Origin of the sequence: Pseudooceanicola pacificus (genome assembly GCF_009789075.1) — a bacterium.
Lineage (GTDB): Bacteria > Pseudomonadota > Alphaproteobacteria > Rhodobacterales > Rhodobacteraceae > Pseudooceanicola > Pseudooceanicola pacificus.
Window position 1 is genome coordinate 38,116 of record NZ_WNXQ01000011.1, and the last position, 24,705, is coordinate 62,820.

23 protein-coding genes are annotated in these 24,705 nt (G+C 61.6%); 12 read left to right on the top strand and 11 right to left on the bottom strand.

Annotated features, from left to right (window positions below):
* Positions 1-295 precede the first annotated feature (295 nt).
* The 3 genes from GLS40_RS15575 to GLS40_RS15585 are packed head-to-tail and all read left to right on the top strand — an operon-like array spanning position 296 to position 3,929.
* The gene (locus GLS40_RS15575) at positions 296-1,726 is read left to right on the top strand and encodes an MmgE/PrpD family protein (RefSeq protein WP_043753038.1); all 1,431 of its coding nucleotides are present in this window, start codon (positions 296-298) and stop codon (positions 1,724-1,726) included.
* The gene (locus GLS40_RS15580; protein WP_043753041.1) at positions 1,726-2,784 is read left to right on the top strand and encodes an acyl-CoA dehydrogenase family protein; all 1,059 of its coding nucleotides are present in this window, start codon (positions 1,726-1,728) and stop codon (positions 2,782-2,784) included. The genes GLS40_RS15575 and GLS40_RS15580 overlap by 1 nt, the downstream gene beginning before the upstream one ends.
* The gene (locus GLS40_RS15585) at positions 2,781-3,929 is read left to right on the top strand and encodes an acyl-CoA dehydrogenase family protein (protein WP_043753043.1); all 1,149 of its coding nucleotides are present in this window, start codon (positions 2,781-2,783) and stop codon (positions 3,927-3,929) included. Before GLS40_RS15580 ends, GLS40_RS15585 begins: the two co-directional genes overlap by 4 nt.
* A 40-nt stretch (positions 3,930-3,969) precedes the next feature.
* Here the strand turns inward: GLS40_RS15585 and GLS40_RS15590 are convergent, their stop codons facing one another.
* Positions 3,970-4,788 (bottom strand): IclR family transcriptional regulator, encoded by an 819-nt coding sequence (locus GLS40_RS15590; RefSeq protein WP_081979669.1) that lies wholly within the window; start codon positions 4,786-4,788, stop codon positions 3,970-3,972.
* A 34-nt stretch (positions 4,789-4,822) separates the two neighbouring features.
* Entirely contained in the window at positions 4,823-5,305 is a 483-nt protein-coding gene (locus GLS40_RS15595) for a MaoC family dehydratase (RefSeq protein WP_043753047.1), read from the bottom strand.
* A gap of 317 nt (positions 5,306-5,622) precedes the next feature.
* Here GLS40_RS15595 and GLS40_RS15600 point away from each other — a divergent pair, with 317 nt between their 5' ends.
* From GLS40_RS15600 to GLS40_RS15635, 8 genes are all read left to right on the top strand, one after another.
* The gene (locus tag GLS40_RS15600; protein WP_043753048.1) at positions 5,623-6,735 is read left to right on the top strand and encodes an acyl-CoA dehydrogenase family protein; all 1,113 of its coding nucleotides are present in this window, start codon (positions 5,623-5,625) and stop codon (positions 6,733-6,735) included.
* Between the two features lie 16 nt (positions 6,736-6,751).
* Positions 6,752-7,978, top strand: coding sequence for an acyl-CoA dehydrogenase family protein (locus tag GLS40_RS15605; RefSeq protein ID WP_043753050.1), 1,227 nt, complete (start codon positions 6,752-6,754; stop codon positions 7,976-7,978).
* 49 nt (positions 7,979-8,027) lie between these two features.
* Positions 8,028-9,173: a TAXI family TRAP transporter solute-binding subunit gene (locus tag GLS40_RS15610; RefSeq protein WP_048534165.1), complete on the top strand. Its 1,146-nt coding sequence runs from the start codon at positions 8,028-8,030 to the stop codon at positions 9,171-9,173.
* Between the two features lie 67 nt (positions 9,174-9,240).
* Positions 9,241-11,208, top strand: a complete 1,968-nt coding sequence (locus GLS40_RS15615; protein WP_053083393.1) for a TRAP transporter permease — start codon at positions 9,241-9,243, stop codon at positions 11,206-11,208.
* A gap of 1 nt (position 11,209) precedes the next feature.
* Entirely contained in the window at positions 11,210-11,623 is a 414-nt protein-coding gene (locus GLS40_RS15620; RefSeq protein ID WP_043753053.1) for a PaaI family thioesterase, read from the top strand.
* Positions 11,624-11,683: 60 nt separating this feature from the next.
* Complete coding sequence (locus tag GLS40_RS15625; protein ID WP_043753055.1) at positions 11,684-12,460, top strand: SDR family NAD(P)-dependent oxidoreductase; 777 nt, start codon at positions 11,684-11,686, stop codon at positions 12,458-12,460.
* A 1-nt stretch (position 12,461) separates the two neighbouring features.
* On the top strand, positions 12,462-12,845 hold the full coding sequence (locus tag GLS40_RS15630; protein ID WP_043753056.1) for a Zn-ribbon domain-containing OB-fold protein: 384 nt from the start codon (positions 12,462-12,464) through the stop codon (positions 12,843-12,845).
* Positions 12,846-12,853: 8 nt separating this feature from the next.
* On the top strand, positions 12,854-13,999 hold the full coding sequence (locus GLS40_RS15635) for a thiolase (protein ID WP_148562940.1): 1,146 nt from the start codon (positions 12,854-12,856) through the stop codon (positions 13,997-13,999).
* A 68-nt stretch (positions 14,000-14,067) separates the two neighbouring features.
* Here the strand turns inward: GLS40_RS15635 and GLS40_RS15640 are convergent, their stop codons facing one another.
* The 8 genes from GLS40_RS15640 to GLS40_RS15675 all read right to left on the bottom strand — a co-directional run bounded on the left by GLS40_RS15640 (position 14,068) and on the right by GLS40_RS15675 (position 22,248).
* Positions 14,068-15,201: a C4-dicarboxylate TRAP transporter substrate-binding protein gene (locus GLS40_RS15640; protein ID WP_043753061.1), complete on the bottom strand. Its 1,134-nt coding sequence runs from the start codon at positions 15,199-15,201 to the stop codon at positions 14,068-14,070.
* A 66-nt stretch (positions 15,202-15,267) separates the two neighbouring features.
* On the bottom strand, positions 15,268-16,575 hold the full coding sequence (locus GLS40_RS15645; protein ID WP_043753062.1) for a TRAP transporter large permease: 1,308 nt from the start codon (positions 16,573-16,575) through the stop codon (positions 15,268-15,270).
* Between the two features lie 10 nt (positions 16,576-16,585).
* Complete coding sequence (locus GLS40_RS15650; RefSeq protein ID WP_043753064.1) at positions 16,586-17,107, bottom strand: TRAP transporter small permease subunit; 522 nt, start codon at positions 17,105-17,107, stop codon at positions 16,586-16,588.
* A 41-nt stretch (positions 17,108-17,148) separates the two neighbouring features.
* The gene (locus tag GLS40_RS15655; protein WP_048534167.1) at positions 17,149-17,925 is read right to left on the bottom strand and encodes an enoyl-CoA hydratase/isomerase family protein; all 777 of its coding nucleotides are present in this window, start codon (positions 17,923-17,925) and stop codon (positions 17,149-17,151) included.
* A 28-nt stretch (positions 17,926-17,953) separates the two neighbouring features.
* Positions 17,954-19,096, bottom strand: coding sequence for an acyl-CoA dehydrogenase family protein (locus GLS40_RS15660; protein WP_229737781.1), 1,143 nt, complete (start codon positions 19,094-19,096; stop codon positions 17,954-17,956).
* A gap of 17 nt (positions 19,097-19,113) precedes the next feature.
* A complete protein-coding gene (locus GLS40_RS15665) occupies positions 19,114-20,289 on the bottom strand; it encodes an acyl-CoA dehydrogenase family protein (RefSeq protein ID WP_027264328.1) in 1,176 nt (391 codons plus the stop codon).
* Between the two features lies 1 nt (position 20,290).
* Positions 20,291-21,481: a CaiB/BaiF CoA transferase family protein gene (locus GLS40_RS15670; protein WP_043753070.1), complete on the bottom strand. Its 1,191-nt coding sequence runs from the start codon at positions 21,479-21,481 to the stop codon at positions 20,291-20,293.
* Entirely contained in the window at positions 21,478-22,248 is a 771-nt protein-coding gene (locus GLS40_RS15675; protein WP_238318808.1) for an enoyl-CoA hydratase/isomerase family protein, read from the bottom strand. The genes GLS40_RS15670 and GLS40_RS15675 overlap by 4 nt, the downstream gene beginning before the upstream one ends.
* A 223-nt stretch (positions 22,249-22,471) precedes the next feature.
* Between GLS40_RS15675 and GLS40_RS15680 the strand changes: the two genes are divergently transcribed.
* Positions 22,472-23,437, top strand: a complete 966-nt coding sequence (locus GLS40_RS15680) for an NAD(P)H-dependent flavin oxidoreductase (protein ID WP_043753074.1) — start codon at positions 22,472-22,474, stop codon at positions 23,435-23,437.
* 71 nt (positions 23,438-23,508) lie between these two features.
* On the opposite strand, the gene GLS40_RS15685 is transcribed toward GLS40_RS15680, so the two are convergent.
* A complete protein-coding gene (locus GLS40_RS15685; protein ID WP_229737779.1) occupies positions 23,509-24,705 on the bottom strand; it encodes a phenylacetate--CoA ligase family protein in 1,197 nt (398 codons plus the stop codon).

Below are 24,705 nucleotides of genomic sequence, written 5' to 3' on the forward strand. Positions count from 1 at the left end.
GACGGCACCTCGAAATATCTATTCGCAATCGCGCGCTAGTCCTCTGGACCTTATACGCCACCACCCTCAGCCAGATTTGCCATTCTTTCCGAAGCTTTACTGGTCAGGGTCAATTTCCGATTCAGCGCCGATACGGGTGGAAGTTCGACATCCAGAATGTCCAACTGCCGCAAGTATCACAATACGAAATCCTGTTCCAACACATATGTGCGAAAGTGTTGCGCCGAGAGTTGATTGCGTCTTCCTTTATCAGGCAATGTGCAGTGCAGTGCAGTGCAGTGCAGTGAAGGACAATATGGTCAGCGATTTCACCAGCCGTTTGTCGCGGTTCGTTGCCGCGCCGCACCGGCTGAGCGATGCGGACGCCGAGCAGGCCGCGCTTTGCGTTGAGGATACCATAGCCGCCATCTATGGCGGGTGGCATGAGCCGGTGGTTCGCCGGCTGGCCGCGCTCGACGCAGGTGGACCGGCAGTCCCAGCGGGGAATACTGCAGGTGGCAGCCCCGAACAGGCTGCGTTCCTGAACGCGGTTGCCGGGCATGCGCTCGATTTTGACGATGTCCACACGGTCAGCGTCACTCATCCCAGTGTTGTGATCGTGCCGGCGCTGCTGGCCATTGCGGATGTCCGGCCGGATACGGTCGATCGCATTGCCCCTGCGCTTGCGGTCGGAACAGCCGTCAATGTCGCGCTCGGTCAGATCCTGGGTTTTGACCACTACAACAAGGGCTGGCACGCAACGTCGACCATTGGGGTTCTGGCATCGGCGGCAGCGGTCGCGCATCAGCTTGGGCTCGGCGACGACGCGGTTCGCAACGCTCTGTCCCTCGCGGCGTCGCTGGCCGGGGGGATGCAGATCAATTTCGGCGCCATGGCGAAACCGATCCAGGCCGGAAACGCCGCCCTTGTCGGATTGCGGGCCACCCGGATGGCCGAGGCCGGCATCACAGGCGCCCCGGATATCTTCGCGGCGCGCGGCTTCTTCGACCTTTATGCCGGCCCGGACGGGATTGCGGCCGACCCCGCAGCGGTGGAACCGCGGATCGATCTGGGCACGGTGTCCCGCAAGCTGTATCCCTGCTGCTACCTCACCCACAGGATGATCGCCGCCGGGCGGCACCTTCACGCCGAACGCGGCGGCGAGGCGGTGCCCGAAGGATCGGTGATTGAAATGACAGTGCCCGAAAGCGTCATGGTCCCGTTGCACGTCACCGACCCCAAAGATGGAATGCAGGCCAAGTTCTGTGCCGCCTATACGCTCGCCGTGGCCCTGCAGCAGGGCCAGGTCGGGCTGGTGGATTTCGAAGGGGACAACCCCCATCGCCCCGCGGTGCGCCGGCTTATGGACATGATCAGTATCCAAACAACACCGGAATCGGGGCGGGATCACGCTGGCGTGGACCATGGGACGGTCCATGTCCGCCTGCGCAAAGGGAACGTAACCCTGGCCGAAACCTCGGTCGCGGCGCACCCCGGCTCTCCCTCGGATCCGGCAACCCCTGCCGCGATCGGCGACAAAATCGCCGATTGCCTCGGAAAATATCGCAGGGACGGGGGCGCGGCGCCCTCTGCCAGTGCGTTCCGCCGGGATCTGCGCACGCGGCTGCATCTGCCGCCACTGCGAGAGGCGTCGGCCCCCGACGGGCAAAAAAACCATGCGCGGCAGGACAAGCCCGTGAAGGAAATGTCCAGCGCCGATCAAACACCGTCTGAAAGGACCGTCTGATGGAATCGATGATTCATGACATGGCAGAGCGACTGTTCCGCGACCATGTCACCCACCGCATGCGCGAAGACGCCGCCTCGGGACAATGCCCCGAGGCGCTCTGGACGCAGATCGAGGAGGCAGGGTTAACCATGGCGCTGGTGCCAGAGGACGCAGGCGGTTTCGGCGTGCCACCCGCCGAGGCGCTCGGACTTTTGCGTATTGCCGGGGCGCATGGCCTCCCCTTGCCTCTGGCTGAAACCCTGATCGCAAATGCCGTGCTGGCGACCGCGAATATGGCCCTTCCCGGTGGCAGGCTGACCATCGCCGAAGGCGAAGCCCTGCGGTTGGAACAGCGCGGCAAGAGGGTCCATGCGAGCGGGCATCTGACACTGGTGCCCTTTGCCCGCTGGGCGAGCCTCATCGTGACCATTGCCGTCCTGGACGGTACCGATCACGTCCTGTCCCTGCCGGTGAAGGTTCTGAACGTTGCCCCGGCGCAGGATCTCGCCGGGATGCCGCGCGACGACATCAAGCTCGATCATACCCTGGCAGAGACCGATGCGGTGCCCCTACCACGACCCATGGGCGGGATGCGCCAGCTCGGCGCTCTTATCCGCAGTCTTGCCGCCGCCGGCGCGATGGAGACCATCCTGGAGATGAGCATTCAATACGCCAACGACCGGGTGCAGTTCGGACGGCCAATCGGCAAGTTTCAGGCGATCCAGCACAATCTGGCGACCATGGCCGGGGAAACCGCTGCCTCGCGCACGGCCGCCGAAATGGCGGCCGGCAGCTATGACACACCGGCCTTTGCGCTGACCGTTGCCGCCGCCAAGGCCCGCGCCGGAGAAGCGGCGGAGAAGGTCGGGGCCCTGGCCCACCAGATTCACGGGGCCATCGGTTATACGCAGGAACACGCGCTTCATCATTTCACCAAACGGATCTGGGGATGGCGTGACGACTTCGGTACCGAGCTTGACTGGACCAGGGAACTTGGGCGCGCCGCCCTGTCGAGCCCCCACGACACGTTCTGGCATTTCATCACCGACAGCGCGGCAAAAGGGGCCCCGGCATGACACTCACCGCCTTTTCGCCACCCCCGCCCGGTACCGATTTTGACGACCTCCGGCAGGAGGTCCGCACGTTCCTGGCCGAAGAGCTGGCCGATTTCCCCCCCGAAAAGCGCGCGAAATCGTGGAATGGGTTCAGCCGCGATTTTTCACGAAAGCTCGCACAGCGCGGTTGGGTCGGCATGACCTTTCCCAAGGAATACGGCGGCCACGCGCGCAATGCGTTGGAGCGCTATGTCGTGTCCGAAGAGCTGCTGGCCGCCGGTGCCCCGGTGATTTCGCACTGGATCGCAGATCGGCAGAGCGGTCCGCTCATACTTGCCAAGGGCACCGATGATCAGAAACGCCGGATCGTACCGCGCATCGCCGCGGGCGAACTGTGTTTCTGCATCGGGATGAGCGAGCCGGATTCCGGCTCGGACCTGGCGGCGACGCGCACGATGGCCACCGAGGTCGAAGGGGGGTTCCGGATCAACGGCACGAAGGTCTGGACGACCTATGCGCATGTCGCCGATTACATGATCCTGTTCTGCCGCACCGGCAAGAGCGACGACCGCCACGGCGGGATGAGCCAATTTCTGGTCGATCTCAAGGCCACCGACAACATTCAGATCACCCCGATCATCGACCTGAGCGGCGAGCATCATTTCAACCAGGTGGTATTCGACGATACCTTTTTGCCCTCCGATGCACTGCTGGGCGAAAAGGGCGAGGGCTGGTCACAGGTCATGAGCGAACTGGCGTTCGAGCGCAGCGGCCCCGAGCGGTTCCTGTCGTCGTTTGCCCTTATCGAGGAACTGATCCGATTGCTGCGCGACGACGCAACCGAAGCGCAGCAGGCCGAGATTGGCCGTTTGTCCGCGCATCTGATGGTGCTGCGGCAGATGTCACGATCGGTGGCCGGAATGTTGAACGAAGGAGAGAACCCGTCACTTCAGGCCGCCATTGTCAAAGATCTGGGAGCGCTTTTCGAAAAGGACATTCCGCGCCTGGCCCGAAGTCTTGTGTCGCGCCCGGCGGTGCCTGGCGGGAGCGATAGCTATGCGGCTGTTCTGGCGTATACGGAACTCGCCGTTCCGTCGTTTTCGTTGCGCGGCGGCACACGCGAAATTCTTCGCGGTATCATTGCGCGGGGACTCGGACTGAGATGATCCCGCCTGCGGAATGACAACAACGGCGGGCGGCACACGTCTAGTGTCGGCCGGTTTCCCCAACCTCCGAACGATAGCCGAGTGCTCGGGAGAGCTGTTCAGCGGCCGTTTTGGCAGCGGCAACATATCGCTTCTTGTTACGCTTGGCGCGCTCCAGAGGAGCACCAATCACCAATGCCCCTGCCAAGTGTCCGTCGGCGCGAAAGACCGGAACCCCGAACCCCGCTGCATCTACATGCGCGGTTCCAGCTGTACTGGAATACCCGGTCTTGCGAATCTCCGAAATTAACCCGCGCAGTTCATTTTCATCGGTGATCGAATTAGGCGTCAGCGGCTTTAATTCAGTGCGCCGAAAATAATCGTCCAGTTCCTGCTGCGTGTCAAAGGCCAGCATGACCAGCCCCGATGCCGAACAGAACAATGGCCGGTTGATCCCCTGTTGGGCGACATACCGAACGGGCTGGGGGCTTTCGATGACCGACGAATAAATGACTTTCTCGCCGTCCCGGACAGCAAACAGGATGGTTTCACCGGTCTGGTTAACCACATCATTCATCACCCCGCGCAGGACCGATTCGAACGGATGGTTGGTCAGAATTGACTGGGCGAACTGAAAAATCCTCGGACCCAGAAAGTAATTGTCTTCCTCGCGCATCAGATACCCCTTCTCGGTGAGGGGCCGAAGCAGCACCAGCAAACTGCTTTTGGGGCAATCAATCGCGATACTGAGTTCCGAAAGAGACATGTGACGTTTGCAGCGCGCCAAAAGATCGAACAACGCAAGGATACGCGTCAAGGACCGGGGCCCTTCCGATGTGCGCCCGGCGGCTTCGGCTGGGTCAGATTGCGCGGTTTTCATAGTCATGTCTCCAGTGCCGCTATCCGGAACAGGCCTATGCCTTTCCTGGCTCTTTATCCGTCGTGCGGGCCTTGATCATCCGCAGCGGCGTATACTCCAATACCTGTTCTCCGGTTTGCTTGAACACCTTGTTTCGCGTCCGCACCAATCCGCGGTTCGGACGGCTCTTCGACCGGCGCGATTCTGTTACCTCGACCTCACAATGGATGGTGTCCCCGGCAAATGTGGGTCCCATGACCTTCAGTTCCATGTCCAGAAAGGCAAAGCCTGTATGTTGCATTGTGGATTGGGTCAAGAGCCCTTCCATGAAGGTATAGACCAGCGCACCGGGCGCGGCGAAACCGGGGATATTGGATTCCTTCTCCTGGAAGTCACGATTGATGAACAAGACCTCAAGCATGCCGGTGACGCTGACAAAATTCGTGATATCGGTTTCGGTCACGGTGCGCCCAATGGTCCGAAACCTGCGCCCCACAGGCAAATCTTCGTAACAAAACCCGAGTCCTACAGTTTCCATTCCGCAAAAATCCCTTGATCAGTTCCATTTTCTGAGAGGGTTCGGCCACATGTCCTGCGCCCGGAACACGCCCCGGTTCCTTCACGCTAGGCGGCAAGCTCCGCAGCAATCAATCGACTGCCTCGTTTTTGCGGCTTTCACGTCGATTGAGCACATTCTTGATGAATCGCATTCTTAGCTCCATTGGCCCCTTTTTCCACGCCGCAGCACATATGTGGTTTTACGCGGCTGGGGCCGGATAGCGGTTGGGACATACCGAACGCGGGCCTTACCTTTTGTGAACAGGCGCCAAATGCCATGACCCGAAGAGGACCAGCATGAATTTCGGCTTTTCCGACGAACACGATGCCATACGCGACACGCTGGCACGAATGCTGAGAGATCACGCCACTCTCGCGGTGGCGCATGACTGTCTTGAGGCTGCCGACGGGTTCGATTCCGCAACCTGGACCGCCTTGGCGGACGGCGGATGGCTGGGCCTTGCAATTGCCGAAGACTACGGGGGGGCGGCGATGGGGGCGATCGAACTGGCCATTGTCGCCGAAGAGATCGGCCGTAGCCTGGCCGCCATACCTTTTGGCCCGGTTCTTGGCCTGGCGATCCCCGCGATTCAGGACTTGGGCACGCAAAGCCAAAGGGAAAATCTGCTTCCCCGGATCGCCGAAGGCCGCATGATCGTTACCGCCGCGCTTGCCGAGGATGGAGGGTCTGCACCGGAACGGGTCTCGGCAAAAGTACTGCAGGATCGCCTTTCGGGAAGGAAATCGCCAGTTTCGTTCGCATCCGATGCGTCATTCGCGATCGTCGCCGCCCTGGACGAAGGCGGCACCGCGCGCTTTTATCTGGCGGATCTTTCGGACCCCTCGGTGTCGATCAGCGCGCTGGATGCGATCGACCGCACCCGTCCGACGTCCGAGATTGTCTTTCACGACACGCCGGTTGAACTGCTTCCCGGTTCCGATCCCGCAGCGATCCGGACTCTTTTGGATGGCGCCGCAGTGTTGGCCGCCTTCGAACAGATCGGCCTGGCCGAGCGGGCGCTTTTCCTGACCAGAGACTATGCCTGCGAGCGGCAGGCGTTCGGACGCCAGATCGGCAGTTTTCAGGCGGTCAAGCACCGGCTCGCGGACATGTTCGCCAAGATCGAGCTGGCACGGTCCAATGCTTTTTTCGGCGCCTGGGCGCTGGCGAGCGGGGATGAACGGCTGTCCGAAGCGGCGGCGGTAGCACGCCTCGCGGCTCTCGATGCAGTGCAATTCACCACTGAGGAATCGGTGCAGCTTCACGGTGGGATCGGGTTCACCTGGGCGGCCGACCCGCATTTGTTTCTGCGGCGAGGATGGCAGTTGAAGGCCGAACTCGGCCTGGCCGATTTGTGGCGCGAGCGGCTGCTTTGCAATCTGGCGGACGGCCAAAGGGCCGCGAACTGACAAGGACAAAGTGCAGATGGATTTCAGCGACAGCCCGGAAGAAGCCGCGTTCCGCGCCAAGGCGCGCGACTGGCTTGATGCCAACACGACCCGCCGCAATGGAAGCGAAAAGGCCCAGGACCATTTCATGGCCCGCGACGCCGACGAAGTTGCCCGTGCGCGCGACTGGCAGGCACGAAAGGCCGACGCAGGCTGGGCGGGGCTGACATGGCCCCGTGCTTTCGGTGGGCGTGACGCCACTCCGATCGAGCAAGTGATCTGGAATCAAGAGGAAGGGCGCTACGCCGTCCCGCCCAACGTCTTTCTGATCGGGATCGGGCTGGTTGGGCCTACGGTCATGATCCACGGCACCGAAGACCAGAAAACAAGATTCTTGCCCCGGGCTCTCACGGGCGAAGACATCTGGTGCCAGCTTTTTTCCGAACCCGCCGCCGGGTCCGATTTGGCCGGTATCCGCACCCGTGCACGCCGCGAAGACGACGAATGGGTGATCTCCGGTCAGAAGGTTTGGACCTCGGGGGCGCAATATTCCACTCACGGCATCCTGCTGGCGCGCACCGATCCACAGGTGCCCAAGCACAAGGGAATGACCATGTTCCTTGTGGACATGTCCGACCCGGCCATCGAAACCCGTCCTATTCGCCAGATTTCGGGCAGCTCCAGTTTCAACGAAGTGTTCATCGACAACCTGCGCGTGCCAGACAGCGCCCGCTTGGGCGGTGTATCCGAAGGGTGGAAGGTGGCGCTGACCACACTCATGAACGAACGGTTCAGTATTTCCGTCGGCCGGGCCAGTGGCGGTGCGCGGGCCGAGGAATTGATTGATCTGGCTACCCGTGTCGAACGGAACGGTCGCCCGGCCATCGAGGACGACGAGGTGCGCGCGCGCATTGCCGATTTCATCGCGCGTCAACGCGGACTGGAATTCACCTCTTACCGGGTCATGACGTCGCTTTCGCGCGGCCAGGCACCGGGTGAAGAGGGCTCGATCGGCAAGCTGTTGCTGGGCAAGCTGCGGCAGGAAATGGGCGCTTTCGGGATGGATCTGGCGGGAACTTCGGCGGGCATATCGGCCAAGGTCGGGGATGACGTGGCGCGCTGGCGCAACGAATACCTGACCGCGCCCGGCAACCGGATTGCCGGGGGGTCGGACGAAATCCAGCGCACCATCATCGGAGAACGCATTCTCGGGCTGCCGCCCGAAGTACGCGTCGACAAGGATGTCGCATTTTCGGAGCTTTGATCCGAAAATGCGAATTCCCGGAGTAAGAACCAACAAGGAGTAGAAAATCATGAACTTCAAGTCAACTGGTATCGCTGCTGCCTTTCTGGCGATTGCCGCGTCGGCCAATGCCCAGGAAATCGAATTGCCTGACGTGATCGCTTGGTCGGCCTATGACACGGGATCAGCCGGTCATGCACATTCCATAGCCATCGGTAACATGATGCGCAGCAAATACGGATCGACGGTCCGCGTGCTTCCGGGGCGAAACGACGTCTCGCGGATGACCCCGCTCAAAAACGGGACGGTCGATTACTGCCTGTGCGGCATTGCCTCATATTTCGCCGCCGAAGGGGTTTTCCTTTTTGCTGCGCCTGAATGGGGGCCGCAGCCAATCCGGGCAGTTCTTCAGGCCGTCGGCGATTACGGACTGGGTGTCGCTGTCGCCGCCGATGCAGGCATCGAAACCATCGCGGATCTCAAGGGGAAACGGGTCGCTCGTGCCGTCAGTTCTCCCGCGATTGGCAACAACATGGAGGGACTGCTGGCCTTTGGCGACCTGACATGGGACGACGTAGAAACCGTGGAGTTTTCGGGCTATGTGAACTCTCTCAAGGGTATTCTCGAAAATCGCGTGGATGCGGCGTTTGCCCTGACGACGACGACCGTGAATTATCAGATCGAATCGAGCCCGCGCGGTCTCAAATGGCTTGAAACACCCGCGGACCAAGACGAAGCGTGGCAGCGTTATACCAGCGTGACGCCCTTCGTGACACCGCACATGGTGTCGGTGGGACCCGCCATCGACCCCGACTCGCCTCTGCCCATGGCGCTGTATCCCTATCCGCTTCTCGTCACTGAAACCGATCAGAATACCAGCGAGGTGCGCAACATCGTCGCCGCGCTTGACGCCGGGTTCGACGATTACAAGGATGCCGCCCCCGGTGCCAATGCATATGCGATCGATCGCCAGATCCTGTCTTGGGTGATGCCGTGGAGCGATGGCAGCGTTGCGTATTTCAAGGAAAAGGGCCTCTGGACCCCGGAGGCCCAGGCCAACCAAGACAAGTTGGTGGAACGGCAAGAGGTGCTCCTCCAGGCCTGGAACGCATTTGTCGACGGCGCTCCCGAGGGTGAAGAAGAATTTGCCCCTGCATGGATGGAAGCCCGTGCCGCCGCACTGGAAGAGGCCGGCCACGAAGTCTTCTTTCGCTGATGCGACACAGCGCGGCGTCCAGGGGCGCCGCGCCGGATGAAACGCAGCACAGAACGGGAGTACGGGCATGACACCAAAATCGCAGGACACGCCGGCGCAACCGACCGAAATGGGCACGCTGCCCGCCTTCGTTCGCTGGTTGCTCGTCGTCTCGGCAGTGCTGTTGACCGCGGCCTCGGTCAATCACCTCTTCAATCTGGGGTTCTTCATGAACGTCCGGTTGCTTGAAATTCACTACCTCTATGTGATGCTTCTGCTGACGCTGCCGCTGGTGTTTCTTGTCTTTCCCTGTTCAAAGTCAGATTCCTACGGATCGACGCGGTGGTGGGATTACTTTCTGGCCCTGCTGGCCCTGATCACCTGCGCCTTCTTTGCCTACTACGGGCGCAGCGTGGTGAACAAAGGGTGGGATTTCGCCGCTCCTCTTAATGCCGTGATCGCCAGCTTCGCCTTCTGGTTCCTGCTGCTCGTGGCCGCGCGCCGCACCGGCGGCTGGATGCTCTTCGCGGTAATTCTAGTGTTTTCCATCTACCCCATGGTCGCCAGCTATGCGCCCGGCCCGATCCAGGGCTTCCAGCGCTCACCCGTCGAGACGGCGATTTTCCACGCGATGAGCGGCGAAAGTGTGCTGGGCATACCGATGCGCAGCTTTGTCAATCTTGTCGTGGGGTTCATGATCTTCGGGGTCGCGATGCAACATACCGGCGCAGGTCCGTTTTTTATCGACATCGCCTTTGCCGCGCTCGGACATGTCCGGGGCGGGCCGGCCAAGGTAGGAGTTCTGACCAGCGGGCTGACCGGTTCGATGAGCGGCAGCGTGATCACCAATGTGCTGACGACCGGATCAATTACCATTCCAGCGATGAAAAAGGTGGGGTTCAGGCCCACTTATGCGGCAGGGATCGAAGCGGCGGCGTCGACGGGGGCGGTGCTGATGCCCCCTATCATGGGCGCCACGGCCTTTGTCATGGCGACATTCCTGGCGACCGACTACACCAACATCGTTTTGGCGGCGGTGCTTCCTTCGCTGTTCTACTTTTTCGGCCTGTTCGCACAAATCGACGCATACTCCGCGCGCAACGGACTGAAAGGCGTTCCGCGCGCCGACCTTCCCAGGATCGGCAAGGTGCTGCGCGAAGGCTGGTACTTTCTCGCCGTCTTCGGGCTGCTGATCTGGATGCTGCTCTACCTCAAGCGCGAGGCGATCGCTCCATTCTATGCGACCGCGCTGCTTCTTTTCCTGAACCAGCTGCTCTCAAAATCACGCTGGGGGCGAAAAGAGCTGATGAACTTTCTGATAGCCACGGGACGTTTGTTCGTCGAACTGGTTGCCATTCTTGCGGCGGTTGGGCTGATCGTCGGCGGGCTGGCGGTGACCGGGATGTCCGGGACAATCTCGAACGATCTGCTGTTCATCGCGGGCGGCAACATCTTTCTGCTTCTGCTGCTCGGGGCATTGACCAGTTTCATTCTTGGAATGGGCATGACCGTGACCGCCGCCTATGTGATTCTCGCGGTGTCGCTGGCACCCGCCCTGGTCGCCGGCGGACTCGATCCGATCGGCGTCCATTTATTTATCCTTTACTGGAGCATGCTGAGCTATATCACTCCCCCGGTCGCGCTGGCGGCTTTTGCCGCGGCGGCCATCGCCCAGGCCAAACCCTTTGCGTCTGCCTTCGAAGCGATGAAGCTTGGAAGCATCGTCTATATAATTCCCTTCTTCTTCGTCCTTGATCCGGCGTTCATCCTGCAAGCCGGTCCACTCGAAAGCCTGCTTACGGTTCTGCGCGCCGGTCTCGGCATTCTGCTGATCTGCGCCGGTATTCAGGGGTATCTGTTTGGCGTCGGGCGGATCGAAACCGGGCTGCCAGGAACAATCGCCCGCGTCCTTCTTGGTATTGCCGGTCTGGCCTTCGCCTTTCCCTCGAACGCGGGTCTGGCGGTTCCGATCCTCGGCGCGGTGGGCGCAGGTGCCGCTATGGCGGCAGTGGCGGTCGCTTTGGTGATGGTCTCGGCCAAGCAGGAGAAAGCGTAATATGAGCGCACAAGACGGCAGACCGGACATCCCCGCCCCGTTCAACGCATTGCTCGGCGTGCGCTTCGTCTCGTGGTCCGGTGGCAAAGCCGAGTTGCGGTTGCCCATCGGACGCGATCACCTGAACGGCGCTTTTTCGGTGCATGGCGGTGTCTACGCGACCATGCTGGACAACGCGGTCACCTTTTGCGCGTCCTACGCGGGGGATGGCCGCCCCGGTCATCGCTGCCTTACGCTTTCGCTTACCACCAGTTTCGTCGCCCCGGCGGCCGAAGGAGACACGCTGACGGCCCGCGCGCGCATTGTCGGGGGCGGACGCAAACTGGTTTTTGTACAGGGCGAGATCTTCAATCAGGACGGGCACCATCTGGCCCATGGCGATGCCGTGATCAAGCGGCTCGCACCACCGTCGTGACCACCTGAGTGATCCGATGGTGAGCGAGACCAAACAAACGAAGGACAAAAGGAGACAGAAATGATCAACCCGATGGCATTGGACAATCAAGTGGTTATCGTCACAGGCGCCGGACAGGGTATCGGCCGCGGTGTGGCGGCGCTGTCGGCAGAGCTGGGCGCCAAGGTCGTGGTGAACGATCTGAACGAGGACGGCGTCAAGGAAACCGCCGAACAGATCGGTGGCAATGCCCGCGCCATCGTGGGGAATGTGGCCGACCCGGACTTTCCCGGGAAGCTCGTGAAATTCGCCCTCGACGAATTCGGCGACATCAACGGGCTTGTGAACAACGCCGGGATCGTGCGCGCCGCGATGATCCACAAGATGGACCGGGCCACCTGGCAACAGGTCATCGACGTGAACCTCACCGGTGTCTTCGCCTGCCTGCAGGCCGTTGGGACCTATTACAAGGAACAGGCCGAAAAAGACCCTGAAAGCGCCGCGCGCCGTGCCATCGTCAATATCTCATCCGATGCCGGGCGTCGCGGCACCATCGGTCAGATCAATTATGGCGCGGCAAAATCCGGGGTTCTGGGTCTGACAATGAGCGCCGCGCGTGAATGGGGCCGTTACCGCATTAACGTCAATTCGGTCTGTTTCGGAATGGTCGAGACGCCAATGACTGAGACCATCCGCTCTGAAAAATTCGCCGACAGGTATATGGCGCAGATCCCGATGGGACGGATGAGCACCCCAGAAGAAGTCGCGCAGCCCGTCTGTTTCCTGTTGTCCAACGCGGCATCCTATATCACCGGCCAGCACCTGAGCGTGAACGGTGGCTTCCACATCGGGTTCTGAGATGGCCGGCATTGGACAAGGCCCAGGGCCGGACGCCGTCTTCGCCGCGAAGCTGGCCGAGGGCGTCTTCGAGATTCAGAAATGTGGCGGCTGCGGCACCCATGTATTCCATCCGCGCGTGATCTGTCCGGCCTGCGGCAGCGCGGATCTGGGATGGATCGCGCCAACCGGGAGGGGCACCGTCTATGCGCGAACGGTCGTGCGCCGAAAACCGGAACGAGGCGGCGATTACAACGTGGTTCTGGTGGACCTGGAGGAAGGGGTACGAATGATGTCGCGCATCGACGGTATCGCGCATGACCAGATTGTCGCCGGGCTGAAAGTAACCGCGTCGATCGGCGAAGGCGCCGAAGGTGACCCCGCCGTGGTTTTCCGGCCAGAATGAGAAGCAAATTGAGTTTACGGGGAAAAGCCGCCATCGTCGGTGCAGCGCTGGCAGGCTGCGGCGAGGCCCATGGCAAAAGCTCGATGGAGATCACAATCGAGGGGGTGCATGGCGCGCTTGCCGATGCGGGGATCGCACTTGGCGAGGTCGATGCCATTGCCACCTGCCAGCCGCTGGATATGCTGTCGGGTCTTACACTGGCGCAGGAATTGGGCTTGAACCCCAGGTTTACGATGAACAATCGCATGGGCGGCTCGTCGTTCCTGTCGCACACGCTCTGGGCCGCGATGCTGCTCGAATTGCGGCTCGCTGATACCGTGTTGATCTGCTACGGATCGAACCAGCGCACCGCCTCGGGCAAGCTGATGACCGCGCTTGGCCTGCCGACCTACGAGGCCCCCTACAAGCCGCTGTTCCCGCTGTCGTCCTACGCGCTTGCCGCGGACCGTCACATGACGCAATTCGGCACAACGCGCGAACAGCTGGCCGACGTGGCGGTGGCGGCCCGCGCCTGGGCAAAAAAGAACCCCGACGCTTTCATGCGCGATCCTCTGACGCGCGAGGATGTGATCGCCTCGCGGCCGGTTTCGGACCCTCTGCGGGTGCGCGACTGCTGCCTTGTGACCGATGGCGGCGGGGCGATAGTTATGCGGCGGGCCGAGACGGCCAAGGATCACCCCAGGCCACCGGTGTATCTGCTGGGCGGCGGCGAGGGCACGACGCACCGCGACATCTCCGAAATGGCGGACCTGACCGTGACCGGCGCTGCGCAATCGGGGCGAACGGCCATGGACATGGCGGGTGTCAAACCCGCGGACATCGACGTGGTCCAGCTCTACGACGCGTTCACCATCAATGTGATCCTTTTTCTAGAAGATCTGGGCTTTTGCAAGAAAGGTGAAGGCGGTGCGTTTGTGGCGAACGGCGGCATCGCGCCCGGCGGTCATCTGCCGGTCAACACCAATGGCGGCGGGCTGTCCTGCGTCCATCCCGGCATGTACGGCATCTTCACGCTGGTCGAAGCGGTGCGACAGCTGCGCGGCGAAGCCGGAGACCGCCAGATCGACGGCGCCGAGCTGGTCCTGGCCCATGGCAACGGCGGTGTCCTGTCCAGCCAGGTGACGAATATCCTGGGCACCGAAGCCACCCTCTGAACAGACGAAGGAAGCAATGAAGCGGCCCTTCTTGCGAAGGGCCGCTGTGTATTCAGGCCTGAAACGGCTCAGTTCGGGTAGGTTGCGAAGTCGATCTTGGAATAAATCTCCTGACGCAGAAGGTCTGCATAAGGCTGATGATTGTCCCGGATCGGTTGCAGCGGCTGAACCAGACCGTGCCATTTCACGATCAGTTCGCGATAGCTTGCGATCAGCGGTTCCGGATCTTCGATGCCGCGTTCCTCGCGCGAGATGCGGGCGATCTCTTCAAGATCGGCGGTGCGGAAATCGATCAGATCCTGAAGAAACTCGGGCGAGGGTTCGTGCACCTCAAGACCAAGGTCGCCGGCCTCTTTCAGCACGTCCAGATCGTCGGTTTCGTAATACACCTCGGTCTGCGCAAGGGCGTCGGGCAGGTTCTTGGCGAATTGCTCGCGTTGCTCCGGCGAAAGTGAGGCCCAGAATGTCGGGCTGGCGGCAAAGATCGAACCGGAATGGTAGGTGCCCAGCGGCAACTCCGTCAGGTGCTTGGCGACCTCGATCAGACTGTGCCCCTTGAGCGCACCGACCGGCTGCACCGCAGCGGTGACGACACCGTGGCTCATCGTGTCGTACATCTCGCTCGTCGGCACGTTTACCGGCTCTGCCCCAAGGCGTGTCGCCCAGCGGTCCCAGACCGACCCGCCCGTGCGCAGCTTGACCCCTTGCATATCCTCGATGGTCACAATCGGCTGGGTCGTCAGCAATACATAAGGCGCAGTGCTGATCCCGCTAAGCGCCACCATACCGTTCTTGGCAAACTCGTCCTTGCATGGCTGACAGTGCAGCATGACGAATTCGCTGGTCGCGCCGGCCATGGCATAGTGGTCCTCGCCCAAAAGAGCGAGATCGGCGACGAGCTGCGCATAGGGCATTTCCGACCTGAAATAGGTCAACGCCAGCAGACCTACATCGGCGACACCGTCGCGCAGGCCGGACAGTGTTGGCTTGGGGCCAAGCAAGGCGCCGCCGGTAAACAGCTTGAAGTCGAAGGCATCCGGAAATTCAGATTCGGTCATTTCGGCAAAGGCGGCATGGCCACGCGATGTCGCGTGATTGGGTGACGTCCAGTTGGATATAGTCACCCGCTTTTCGGCCAGGGCCGGTGTCGCCGCTAGAACGGCCGTCGCCGCCAGCGCGGCAAACGCATTGGTCAGTTTCATGTGGTCTCCTCCTCTTTTTCAAGACCCCGCTATTGCGCGGGGTTCGTCACGGCCGGGATGGCCAAATCAGTTGCCGAGCTCTGGCAGGAACATGATCAGTTCGGGAAATGCGACCATGATGATAAGGACCACCACATCCGCAGCCAAAAACCACAAAACACCCTTGAAAATCAGTGAAATCGGGACCGCATCTCCGACGATGCCCTTGATCACGAACACGTTCAGCCCCACCGGTGGGGTAATCAGAGCCATCTCGACCAGCTTGGTTGCAAGCACGCCCAGCCAGATCAGGCTGATATGGTTCGCCTCGTAGATCGGCAGAAGGATTGGCAGCGTCAGCAGCAGGATGCCCAGCGGATCGAGGATCATGCCCAGCAGGCAAAAGATCACGGCGGTGCCAAAAACCAGCATCACATAGCTGGCCCCCAGGTCAATCACCAAGTCCGTCATCGCTTCGGGGATACCGCTGATCGCCAGAAACCTCGAAAACAGGTTGGCACCGACCGCAATGATGAAGATCGCCGCGGTCATTTTCGCAGTGTCCATCAGCGCGATCCTGGAAACTTTCCAGTTCAGGGTGCCGCGCGCCGCCGCAATCGCGAAGGACAACGCCGCCCCGACAGCCCCGGCCTGCGTGGGTGTGAATATCCCGGTGAACAGACCGCCGAAAACGCCCACCACCAGCAAGAGCACGGGCCATGTCTCGCTCAGGGCCTCCAGCCGTTCGGACCATGTCGCGCTTTCGTCGTGCGACGGCGCGAGCGCGGGATTGATCCACACACGAACGATGATTACGGCCCAGTACCCCAGCATCGTCAGTACGCCCGGCACGATCGCGGCCAGAAACAGCTTGCTGATCGCGACCTCGGCAAAAATACCGTAGATGATCAGAAGGATGCTCGGCGGGATGAGCGACCCCATGGTGCCGGCTGCGGCAACCACGGCGGTACTCAGCCCGGGATCGTAGTCGCGCTTCAGCATTTCCGGCACCGCGATCCGGCCCATTGCCGCGGCGCAGGCCAGGCTGGAGCCGGCCGCCGCCGAAAACAGCGCCGCGCCGCCCACGCTGGCGACCGCCAGCCCCCCCGGCAGGAACGACAGCCAGACCCTGGCGGCCTTGAATATCCCGCGCGTGATGTCGGTCTGGTAACAGACGTAGCCCATCAAGAGGAACATCGGGATCGAGCTCAGCGTCCAGTGCGCGGCGAAGTCATAGGGCACCGCCGTCAGCAGGCCGAAAGCCGCGCCGCTTCCCAGCATCGCCCAGAACCCGAAGAAGGACACGATACCCAGCGCGACCGCGATCGGAACGCGCAGCAAGACCAGCAGGATGACAGAAACGATGCCGCAAAGGCCGATCTGGAAAAAGCTCACCGTTCCACTCCTATTCGTACATGTCGTGATTGGGGCCGGCCATGCCAGCGTCGGTGAAAGGCCTCTGGATCAGCTTGGCCAGCAAAAGCAGAACCATCAGCCCTGCACCAAGAGGCAGACAGAAGCGACCGGGCCAGACGGTCACCGCCGCCATACCCATGGATTTTTCTCCAATGGCGTATTTCTCGAGCGCGTCTATCCAGGTTTGCCAGGTCAGCAGGCCATAGAACACAGCCGACAATGCCAGCGCCAGCATGTCCAGAACGGTCCTGCCCGCCGCCGGGATCAGATCGTGAATCAGATCAACCTTGACGTGCTCGTTGGTAAATTCGACGAAGGGCAGCGGCAGGAAGACCAAGCCGACCATGTAATAGTATGACACGTAGTCCACCATTCCCGGCAGCGGCTCGGCGACAAACTGGCTCAGAACGACATCGATCGTCACATGGACCATCATCAGCGCCGCCAGGGCAGTCGCAATATAGGTAATAATCCGCGACACCCTGCCAAGTCGTGCAATAACTGTTTCCATCACTATCTCTTCCCTGTCGTAAAAAGGGCCAATCCGCTTGGTCATGCGCCACGGAAAACCGGTTTTCTCTTGCTCAGAAAGGCGTCGATGCCTTCGGCGTGATCCGCGCTCTTGATGATTTGCCCCTGAATGATGGCTTCTGTTTCAAGAAAGTTCTCCAGAGACGGTTGCATCGCGGCGCGCATCAGCCGCTTGGTACCGGCCAGGGCAAAGGTTGGCCCCGCGGCCAGGTCTGTCGCATAGTCCAGGGCCGCCCGGTCGAGGGCATCATCGGGATGAACCTGGCTTGCCAATCCCAGGCTCAGGGCTTCATCCGCCGGCACCATCCGCGCTGAGAAGGCAAGGTCCGTCGCACGTTGCCGACCGATCAGATTCTGAAGGAAAAACGCCGCGCCGCCATCGGGGGCCAGCCCGATCTTGCGAAAAACCTGACCGAATCTTGCCGTCTCGGAGAGCAGGATAACGTCGCAGGCGAGCGCCATGCTCAGACCGATCCCGACCGCCGGACCGCGCACCGCGGCAACCACAGGCTTCTCGCAATTGAATATGGAAAGGATCATCTGGTGTGCCCTGTACAAGCGCGCCCGATCACCCCAGACATCGTCCTTGCCCATGGTCGAAATATCCGCACCCGCACAAAAAGCGCGGCCCTCGCCCCGCAGTAATACGGCGCGAATCCGCGGGTCAGTTTGGATATCGCGAAACGCGTCCAGGAGTTCGACGCGCATGTCGAGGGTCAGCGCATTCAGCTTGTCGGGCCGGTTCAACGACACGACGGCCAGACCTTCTGAGTGTTCCACAGTGATATCGCTTGTCATGACCGCCCCTCCCTTTGGCGAAGATTCGTCAGTCAGTGAAGAGCGCCCGAGCAATCCCGTTCTTGTGTATCTGGGTCGTTCCCCCGGTGATCGTCAGCATCCGCACATCCCTCACCATCCGCTCCAACGGAAGCGAACCGAAATAGCCGTAGCCACCGAACATCTGCATGGCGTCATGGGTGACGCGCTGTGCCATTTCGGTGGCCTGAACCTTGGCGATCGAAGACAATGTTGGATCGGCCTGGCCGCGGTCGATCAGCGACAGCGCCGTATAACACAACGACCGCGCGGCCTCGATCTGCACCTTCATGTCCGACATCATCCATTGCAGCCCCTGCATCTCGGACAGCGCCTTGCCGAATTGCCGACGGGTCTTCATGTAGTCGCGTGCAAGGTCGAACGCCCCCTCGGCGACACCAAGCGCCAGTATCCCCATGCCGACGCGCGTGGCGTTATAGACACCCAGCGGGCGGACAAAGCCGCTGGAGTTGCCGGCCAGCCCTTCGGTCACGACGTTTTCGGACGGCACCCGCACATCGTCGAAATGGATCTCGCATTCGTTGCAGCCGCGCGCGCCCATCTTCTGTTCAAGAATATGGACCGAAACGCCGGGGCTTTTGCGGTGCACCAAAACGGTTCCGATGCCTCGCGCGCCTTTGCTTTCGCAGAACCGAGCATAGACCAGAAGGTAATCGGCCCTGTCGCCGAAAGTGGTAAAGATCTTGCCGCCGTTCAGCACAAACCCGTCCCCGTCCGGGCGCAGCGATGTCGTCACCGCGGTGGCGTCCGACCCGGCCTCTGGCTCGGTCCAGGAGATCGCGCATTCGATCTCGCCCGCGGCGAAGCGGGGCAGGAAAGACTGCTTCAACGCCTCGCTGCCGCAGGTGGCGATGATCCGGGGCGAGACGTTCTGATCGTGAACGATCAGCGCGGTATTGAAATCCACCTTGGCCAGTTCCTCGATCACGAGATAGCAATCCACCAGCGGCGCACCGCCACCGCCGTATTCTTCGGGAATGGTCATGCCCAGATAGCCAAGCGCGGCCAGCCGATGGTGGTTTTCCTCGGGGTAGATGCCGTCGCGGTCCCAGCGTGCGGCGCGGTCCCGGAATTCCCCGAGCGCCAGTTTTCGCGCGGCATCCTTGAGAGCGACCTGTTCTGTCGTTAGCAACGAGGGATGCATCCGCCCTACCCCCGCCGCTGGTCGAAGCTGTGGCCGTAGACCATGGCGGCGATCGTATTGCGCAGGATTTCGACGGTGCCACCGCCAAGCGCGAAGCCGCGCGCGTCACGCACCATACGTTCCAGCGGGTATTCGCGCGTGTAACCATTGTGACCGTGGATCTGCAGCGCTTCGTTCGTGACCCTCTGCGCCATTTCGTTGGCGTAAAGCTTGGCCATGGTCGCATCCATCGGATCGGGAAAGCCGTTCGGCGCGGGGTTGGTCGCGGCCCGATAGACCATCAGACGCGCAGCATGGATCTGTGTGGCCATGTCGGCGATTTTCCATTGCAGGCCCTGGAATTCCTTGATCGGGCGCCCGAACTGATGGCGAATCTCGGAATACGACTTTGCAGCATCGAAAGCGCCCTGCGCCAGCCCCACGCACATCGCTGCGTTGCCCACCCGCTCGGGTCCGAAACTGCTCATCAACAGCGCGAAGGAGCGCGAGCTTTCCGGGTCCCCTTCGACCAGCACATCCTCGGGACCGGCCTTGTAGTTTTCAAGGATAATCTCGGCCTCGGTCAGTCCCCGGCCACCCATCTTCAGCGATATGTGGCCGATCCGAGCGCCCGGCTTCTTCAGATCGACGACAAAGGCACCAATCCCCTTCGCCCCGCTGGCCTTGCCGAAACGGCAGAAGACCAGCGCATAATCGGCCACATGGGCGCCCGTGGACCAGCATTTGTTGCCATTCAGCACCCATCCGTCGCCGTCCCTTGTGGCCGTGGTGCGCAGGTCTGTCACCGCCGACCCCGCCTCGGGCTCGCTGATGGCGATTGCGATGAATTTCTTGCCGGCCGCCATGTCTGGCAGGAACCGCTTTTTCTGCTCGTCGCTGCCCAGAACGCTGATTGCCCGGGATGGGCCGTTCAGGTAGAGTTGCGAGACCAGCGCCGTGTTGAAACAGACCCGCGCCATTTCTTCCAGAAACACCGTGCCCTGGATCACTGGCGCGCCGGAGCCGCCGTATTCTTCAGGGATGAACATTCCCAGATAGCCAAGTTCGGCCAGCTTGTCGCGGTTCGCGGCTGGAAACTCTTCGGCTTCGTCCCAATGGGCGGCCCTGGGAGCAAACTCGCGCTCAGCCAGCTTGCGTGCCTCGTTGCGAAAATCCTCCAATTCCGGATCGAGCTTGAACATGTCAGTAGGTGTCCTTTGATTGAGCAGAGGGCAGGTCCTGTTCCAGTGCGGTCAGGATGCGCGCCGTATCGGCGCCTACGGTTGGTGCGGGGATAGGGGTGACCTGTGGGTGAGCCGCGAAACGCATCGGCAGCCCTGGAACAGGGACCGTGCCCAGGTCTGGATGCGGAAGGTCATGGATCATGCCGCGGGCGCGCATGTCATCGTCCGACACCACCTCAGCGAGCGTGCGCACCGGGGCGCCCGGCACATGTGCGCTGCTCAGGGCCGCGAAAATCTCGGCGCGGGTCTGACTTGAGGTCCACGCCGTCACCCAGCCATCGACTTGGGCACGCCGCGCGCAGCGCGCGGGTCCCGCGGCCAGTTCGGGATCTTCGGCCAGATTAGGGCGACCCATGGCCCGGGTCAGCTGCTGCCAGTGGCGATCATTCAGGCACATGATGGCCACCTGCCCGTCGCGCGCCGGAAACAGGTCGTAGGGTGCGACCTTGAGCACGGCCTGACTGTTGCCGGCCCGGTCGGCGAACCCGTCAGGCGCCAGCAGATAGCTTGCGACATTCGACGCCAGCGCGTGGTGCGTGACGTCCTGCATCGCGATCTGGACAAAATCCCCGCGCCCTGTCGCGCCGCGCGCATGCAACGCCGCCATAATGCCACCAAAAAGGTGGATACCGCCCAGAAAATCGGTGATCGCTGCGCCGCATTTCACCGGCGGACCATCGGGAAACCCGGTCACCGACATCAGCCCGGTCAGGGCCTGAATAGGAAAATCCATCGCCGGCGCATCGCGATAGACGGAATCGGCCGCGTAGCCCTTTCCTGACCCCATGACCAGGCGCGGATTGCGGGCACAGAGTGTTTCCCACCCCAGCCGCAGTTTCTCCATCGTACCGGGACGGAAATTCTCGATTAGAACATCGGCCGAATCTGCCAGCGCCAGCAGGGCGCTGCGCCCGCCCTCGGACCCCAGATCGAGCGTCACGCTCTGTTTGCTGGAATTGAGCATCATCGCTGCGGGGTTCTCGCGCCCGCCCGCGATGCCGCGGATACTGTCGCCGCCGGGCGGCTCGACCTTGATGACCTCGGCCCCCATGAGCGCGAACATCAGACCGCAATAGGGCCCAAGGTAGACCTGCCCGAGGTCGATCACCCGAAGACCGGCCAGCGGGCCACTATCGGGCGCCGCGTTCATGATCCGACAAAGCGCGGCGGGCGCTTTTCCTTGAAAGAGGCGACCGCCTCGCGGTGATCTGCGGTCTGCATGATATGGGCTTCGGCGGTTGCCTCGATCTCGAGATAGGTCGCGAAATCGCAATCCATGCCACGGTTCAGCATCGACTTGCCCAGCCCAAAGGCTCGGGTCGGCCCTTCGGCCAGACGCGCGGCCAGCGCATCGGCCTCTGCGTCGAGCGCGTCTTCTTCGTGGATTGCGTGGACGATCCCAAGGTCGTGCGCCTCTTGGGCATCGATCACCTGGGCCGTCAGGAACATCGCCTTCGCCCGCTGCGTCCCGACCGTCCGCGCCAGCAAGTAAAGCCCGCCACCGTCGGGCACGATCGCCACGCGCGCATAGGCCTGGCAAAAGCGGGCCGAGGGCGCGGCCAGGATCACGTCAGCCAGAAGCGCAATGTTGAACCCCACGCCAAAGGCCGGCCCGGCAACCGCCGCGACGACCGGCTTTTCAAGATCATATAGCATCCGGGTTACGCGGTGCTGTTGTTTCATGCGGTCCCGCATGGCCACAGGCGAAGAACCGGCGAAAGTGCTGATATCGCCTCCGGCGCAAAACGCGCCCCCGGCGCCCGTGATCAACAGCGCGCGCACGCGGTCATCGTCGCGCACCTGGGTGACGATGCGTTCCATCTCTTTGCGTGCGTCTTGATCAAGGGCATTCTTCTTCTCGGGAAAATCGAAAGTCATCCGACCAACGCTTTCCGAGCGGCTGTAGAGCAATGGCACCGCTTCCTCCTCCCAGGAATGGGCTAGCATGGAACACGATAGGAGTGGCATTGAGCGACGGGCTATAGTCCGGTGCGGAAAATCAGACATGTGTAAAATTCACCCGTTCTGTGTATTTCCTTGCGGTCTGCTGGCACGTTTTTTCGGCTTCCCTTCCCATGCGCGCCCGTCACGGCTACGGGCCTCGGCACCCCCTGTTGAAACAGCAAAGAAGAAATAGACAATGTACTCCGACACCCCTCTCGGCCGCTTGCGCCTGCCTGTGATCTGCTCGCCCATGTTCCTGGTGTCCGGGCCGGATCTTGTCGTCGCCCAGTGCAAAGCCGGCGTCATCGGCAGCTTTCCGGCGCTGAACGCACGCGAGTCCGAAGGTGAACCGCCGCTGCTTGGAGCCTGGCTCAAGCGCATCACTGAAGAGCTTGACGCGCACAATCAGGCCAATCCCGATCGGCCCGCCGCGCCATTCGCGGTCAACCAGATCGTCCATCGATCGAATGATCGGATTGAGCGGGACGTCGAAATATGTGCGCGCTGGAAAGTGCCTGTCTGGATCACATCAATGGGCGCACGGGAAGACGTCAACCAGGCGGCACATGAGTGCGGCGGCACTGTACTGCACGATGTAATCAACAACAAATACGCCAGGAAAGCGATCGACAAGGGCGCCGACGGCCTGATCGCGGTCTGCGCCGGCGCTGGCGGCCACGCCGGGGCCTTGTCACCCTTTGCGCTGGTTCAGGAAATCCGGAAATGGTTCGATGGTCCGCTTGCCCTGTCCGGGTCCATCGCGACCGGGCGCTCAATTCTGGCGGCGCAGGCCATGGGTGCGGATTTTGGGTATATCGGATCCCCCTTCATTGCCATGACCGAGGCGGTCGCGTCGGAGGAGTACAAGCAAATGATCGTCGAAGGCGGGGCCGATGATATTGTCTATACCGACTATTTCAGCGGCGTGCATGCCAACTATCTGAAACCGTCGGTGCGGGCGGTCGGTCTCGATCCGGACAACCTGGCCGGGATCGGCAACAAACTCGATCTGGCCACCGGCGACATTCGCCCCAAGGCCTGGCGTGACATCTGGGGCAGCGGTCAGGGGATCGGAGCGGTGAAAGAGGTGATGACCACGGCGGACTACGTCGACCGTCTCGACCGGGAATACCAGGGCGCCAAAGATGCGCTCTGTTCCTGACGAAAGAGGGCGGCCAGTTGCCCGGCCGCCCATCTGTTTCTGCGGTTGTCGCGAATGATCGAGACCCGATCTTAGCGGTCGTTTTGGTTGACGATCAGTTCTGCATTTTCGGGTAGTTCCGAAACAATGTTCACCTCGTCAGCACGAATTCGTGCATGCAGTTTGAAGGTATCAGCGGCGGCGGCTTCCGCGGCGGAAGCGTCGGCACCGTCTTCCAGCACAAGCGAGAGGCGGATCATGTCGCGATCGTTCTCGCGCGTTACCACGGCCTGCGCGGCCTTTGCGCCCGGCGTGCCGATGACAACTTCTTCAACCACGCGCGGATAAACGAAAATCTCGCGCACTTTGACCGCTGCCCCGACCCGTCCCTGCAATGCTGAAATCCGGCTGACGGTGCCATCCGCGTTGCTTTCCAGGGCAAAGGCGCTGTCGCCGGTGCCGAACCGGATCATCGGCCAGGTGGCATCGCGCGCGGTCACGACAACCTCGCCCGGTTCACCATGGGCGACCTGTTCGCCGCTGATCGGATCGCAGATCTGCACCACGCGGTCGGGATGAACCAGGTAGCCTTTGCCGCCATCCTCATAGGCAACAAGGCCCAGATCGGCGGTGGCATAGGCGGCCCAGGTGGACACGCCGTATTCGGCCTCGATCCGGCGGCGCTTGGTCATCCAGTCGCCCATCTCACCGCCGAGGAAGGCTGTCTTCACCTTCCATGCGTCGCGGCCATAGGTTTCGATCACCTTGTCCGCCAGCGTCAGGAAAAACGCGGTCGAGGCGCAGATCGAAGTCACGCCGGTTTCGACGATGATCTGTGCCTGAAGCTCCGTATTGCCGACGCCGCCGGGGATTACGGTGGCGCCAGCAGCCTGTGCGGCTTCGTCGAACAAAAGCCCCGCGGGCACCAGATGATACATCCAGGTGTTCAGGATGATACCCCCCGGCCCCACGCCTGCCGACTTGAACAGCAGGTCAAGGCCGTGGCCGCCGCCGCCCGAAAGGGCCGGTTCGAAAATCGGGCCGGGGGACACGTAGATCCGCCCGATATCCTTCAGATCAGACGCCAGAAACCCGCCAAAGGGCGGGTTCTCGCGTTGGATTTTCAGAAGTTCTTCCTTTTTCATCACTGGAAGACGCGAGAGGTCCGTCACCGATGTGACGGCTGCCGGATCGAATCCGGCAGCCGCAAATCGCGATTTCAGGCCAGGAGCCTTGTTGGCCGCAGCGGCATAGGCTTGAGCTATATCTTGGTAGATATCATCAGACAT

Bases quoted from the DNA above. Each gene is read 5' to 3' on its own strand.
- GLS40_RS15680 (WP_043753074.1), top strand. From the start codon at position 22,472: ATGTACTCCGACACCCCTCTCGGCCGCTTGCGCCTGCCTGTGATCTGC.
- GLS40_RS15655 (WP_048534167.1), bottom strand. From the start codon at position 17,925: ATGACAAGCGATATCACTGTGGAACACTCAGAAGGTCTGGCCGTCGTG.
- GLS40_RS15665 (WP_027264328.1), bottom strand. From the start codon at position 20,289: ATGTTCAAGCTCGATCCGGAATTGGAGGATTTTCGCAACGAGGCACGC.
- GLS40_RS15670 (WP_043753070.1), bottom strand. From the start codon at position 21,481: ATGAACGCGGCGCCCGATAGTGGCCCGCTGGCCGGTCTTCGGGTGATC.
- GLS40_RS15615 (WP_053083393.1), top strand. From the start codon at position 9,241: ATGACACCAAAATCGCAGGACACGCCGGCGCAACCGACCGAAATGGGC.
- GLS40_RS15685 (WP_229737779.1), bottom strand. From the start codon at position 24,705: ATGTCTGATGATATCTACCAAGATATAGCTCAAGCCTATGCCGCTGCG.
- GLS40_RS15625 (WP_043753055.1), top strand. From the start codon at position 11,684: ATGATCAACCCGATGGCATTGGACAATCAAGTGGTTATCGTCACAGGC.
- GLS40_RS15620 (WP_043753053.1), top strand. From the start codon at position 11,210: ATGAGCGCACAAGACGGCAGACCGGACATCCCCGCCCCGTTCAACGCA.
- GLS40_RS15575 (WP_043753038.1), top strand. From the start codon at position 296: ATGGTCAGCGATTTCACCAGCCGTTTGTCGCGGTTCGTTGCCGCGCCG.
- GLS40_RS15605 (WP_043753050.1), top strand. From the start codon at position 6,752: ATGGATTTCAGCGACAGCCCGGAAGAAGCCGCGTTCCGCGCCAAGGCG.
- GLS40_RS15650 (WP_043753064.1), bottom strand. From the start codon at position 17,107: ATGGAAACAGTTATTGCACGACTTGGCAGGGTGTCGCGGATTATTACC.
- GLS40_RS15585 (WP_043753043.1), top strand. From the start codon at position 2,781: ATGACACTCACCGCCTTTTCGCCACCCCCGCCCGGTACCGATTTTGAC.
- GLS40_RS15580 (WP_043753041.1), top strand. From the start codon at position 1,726: ATGGAATCGATGATTCATGACATGGCAGAGCGACTGTTCCGCGACCAT.
- GLS40_RS15590 (WP_081979669.1), bottom strand. From the start codon at position 4,788: ATGAAAACCGCGCAATCTGACCCAGCCGAAGCCGCCGGGCGCACATCG.
- GLS40_RS15595 (WP_043753047.1), bottom strand. From the start codon at position 5,305: ATGGAAACTGTAGGACTCGGGTTTTGTTACGAAGATTTGCCTGTGGGG.
- GLS40_RS15610 (WP_048534165.1), top strand. From the start codon at position 8,028: ATGAACTTCAAGTCAACTGGTATCGCTGCTGCCTTTCTGGCGATTGCC.
- GLS40_RS15640 (WP_043753061.1), bottom strand. From the start codon at position 15,201: ATGAAACTGACCAATGCGTTTGCCGCGCTGGCGGCGACGGCCGTTCTA.
- GLS40_RS15600 (WP_043753048.1), top strand. From the start codon at position 5,623: ATGAATTTCGGCTTTTCCGACGAACACGATGCCATACGCGACACGCTG.
- GLS40_RS15630 (WP_043753056.1), top strand. From the start codon at position 12,462: ATGGCCGGCATTGGACAAGGCCCAGGGCCGGACGCCGTCTTCGCCGCG.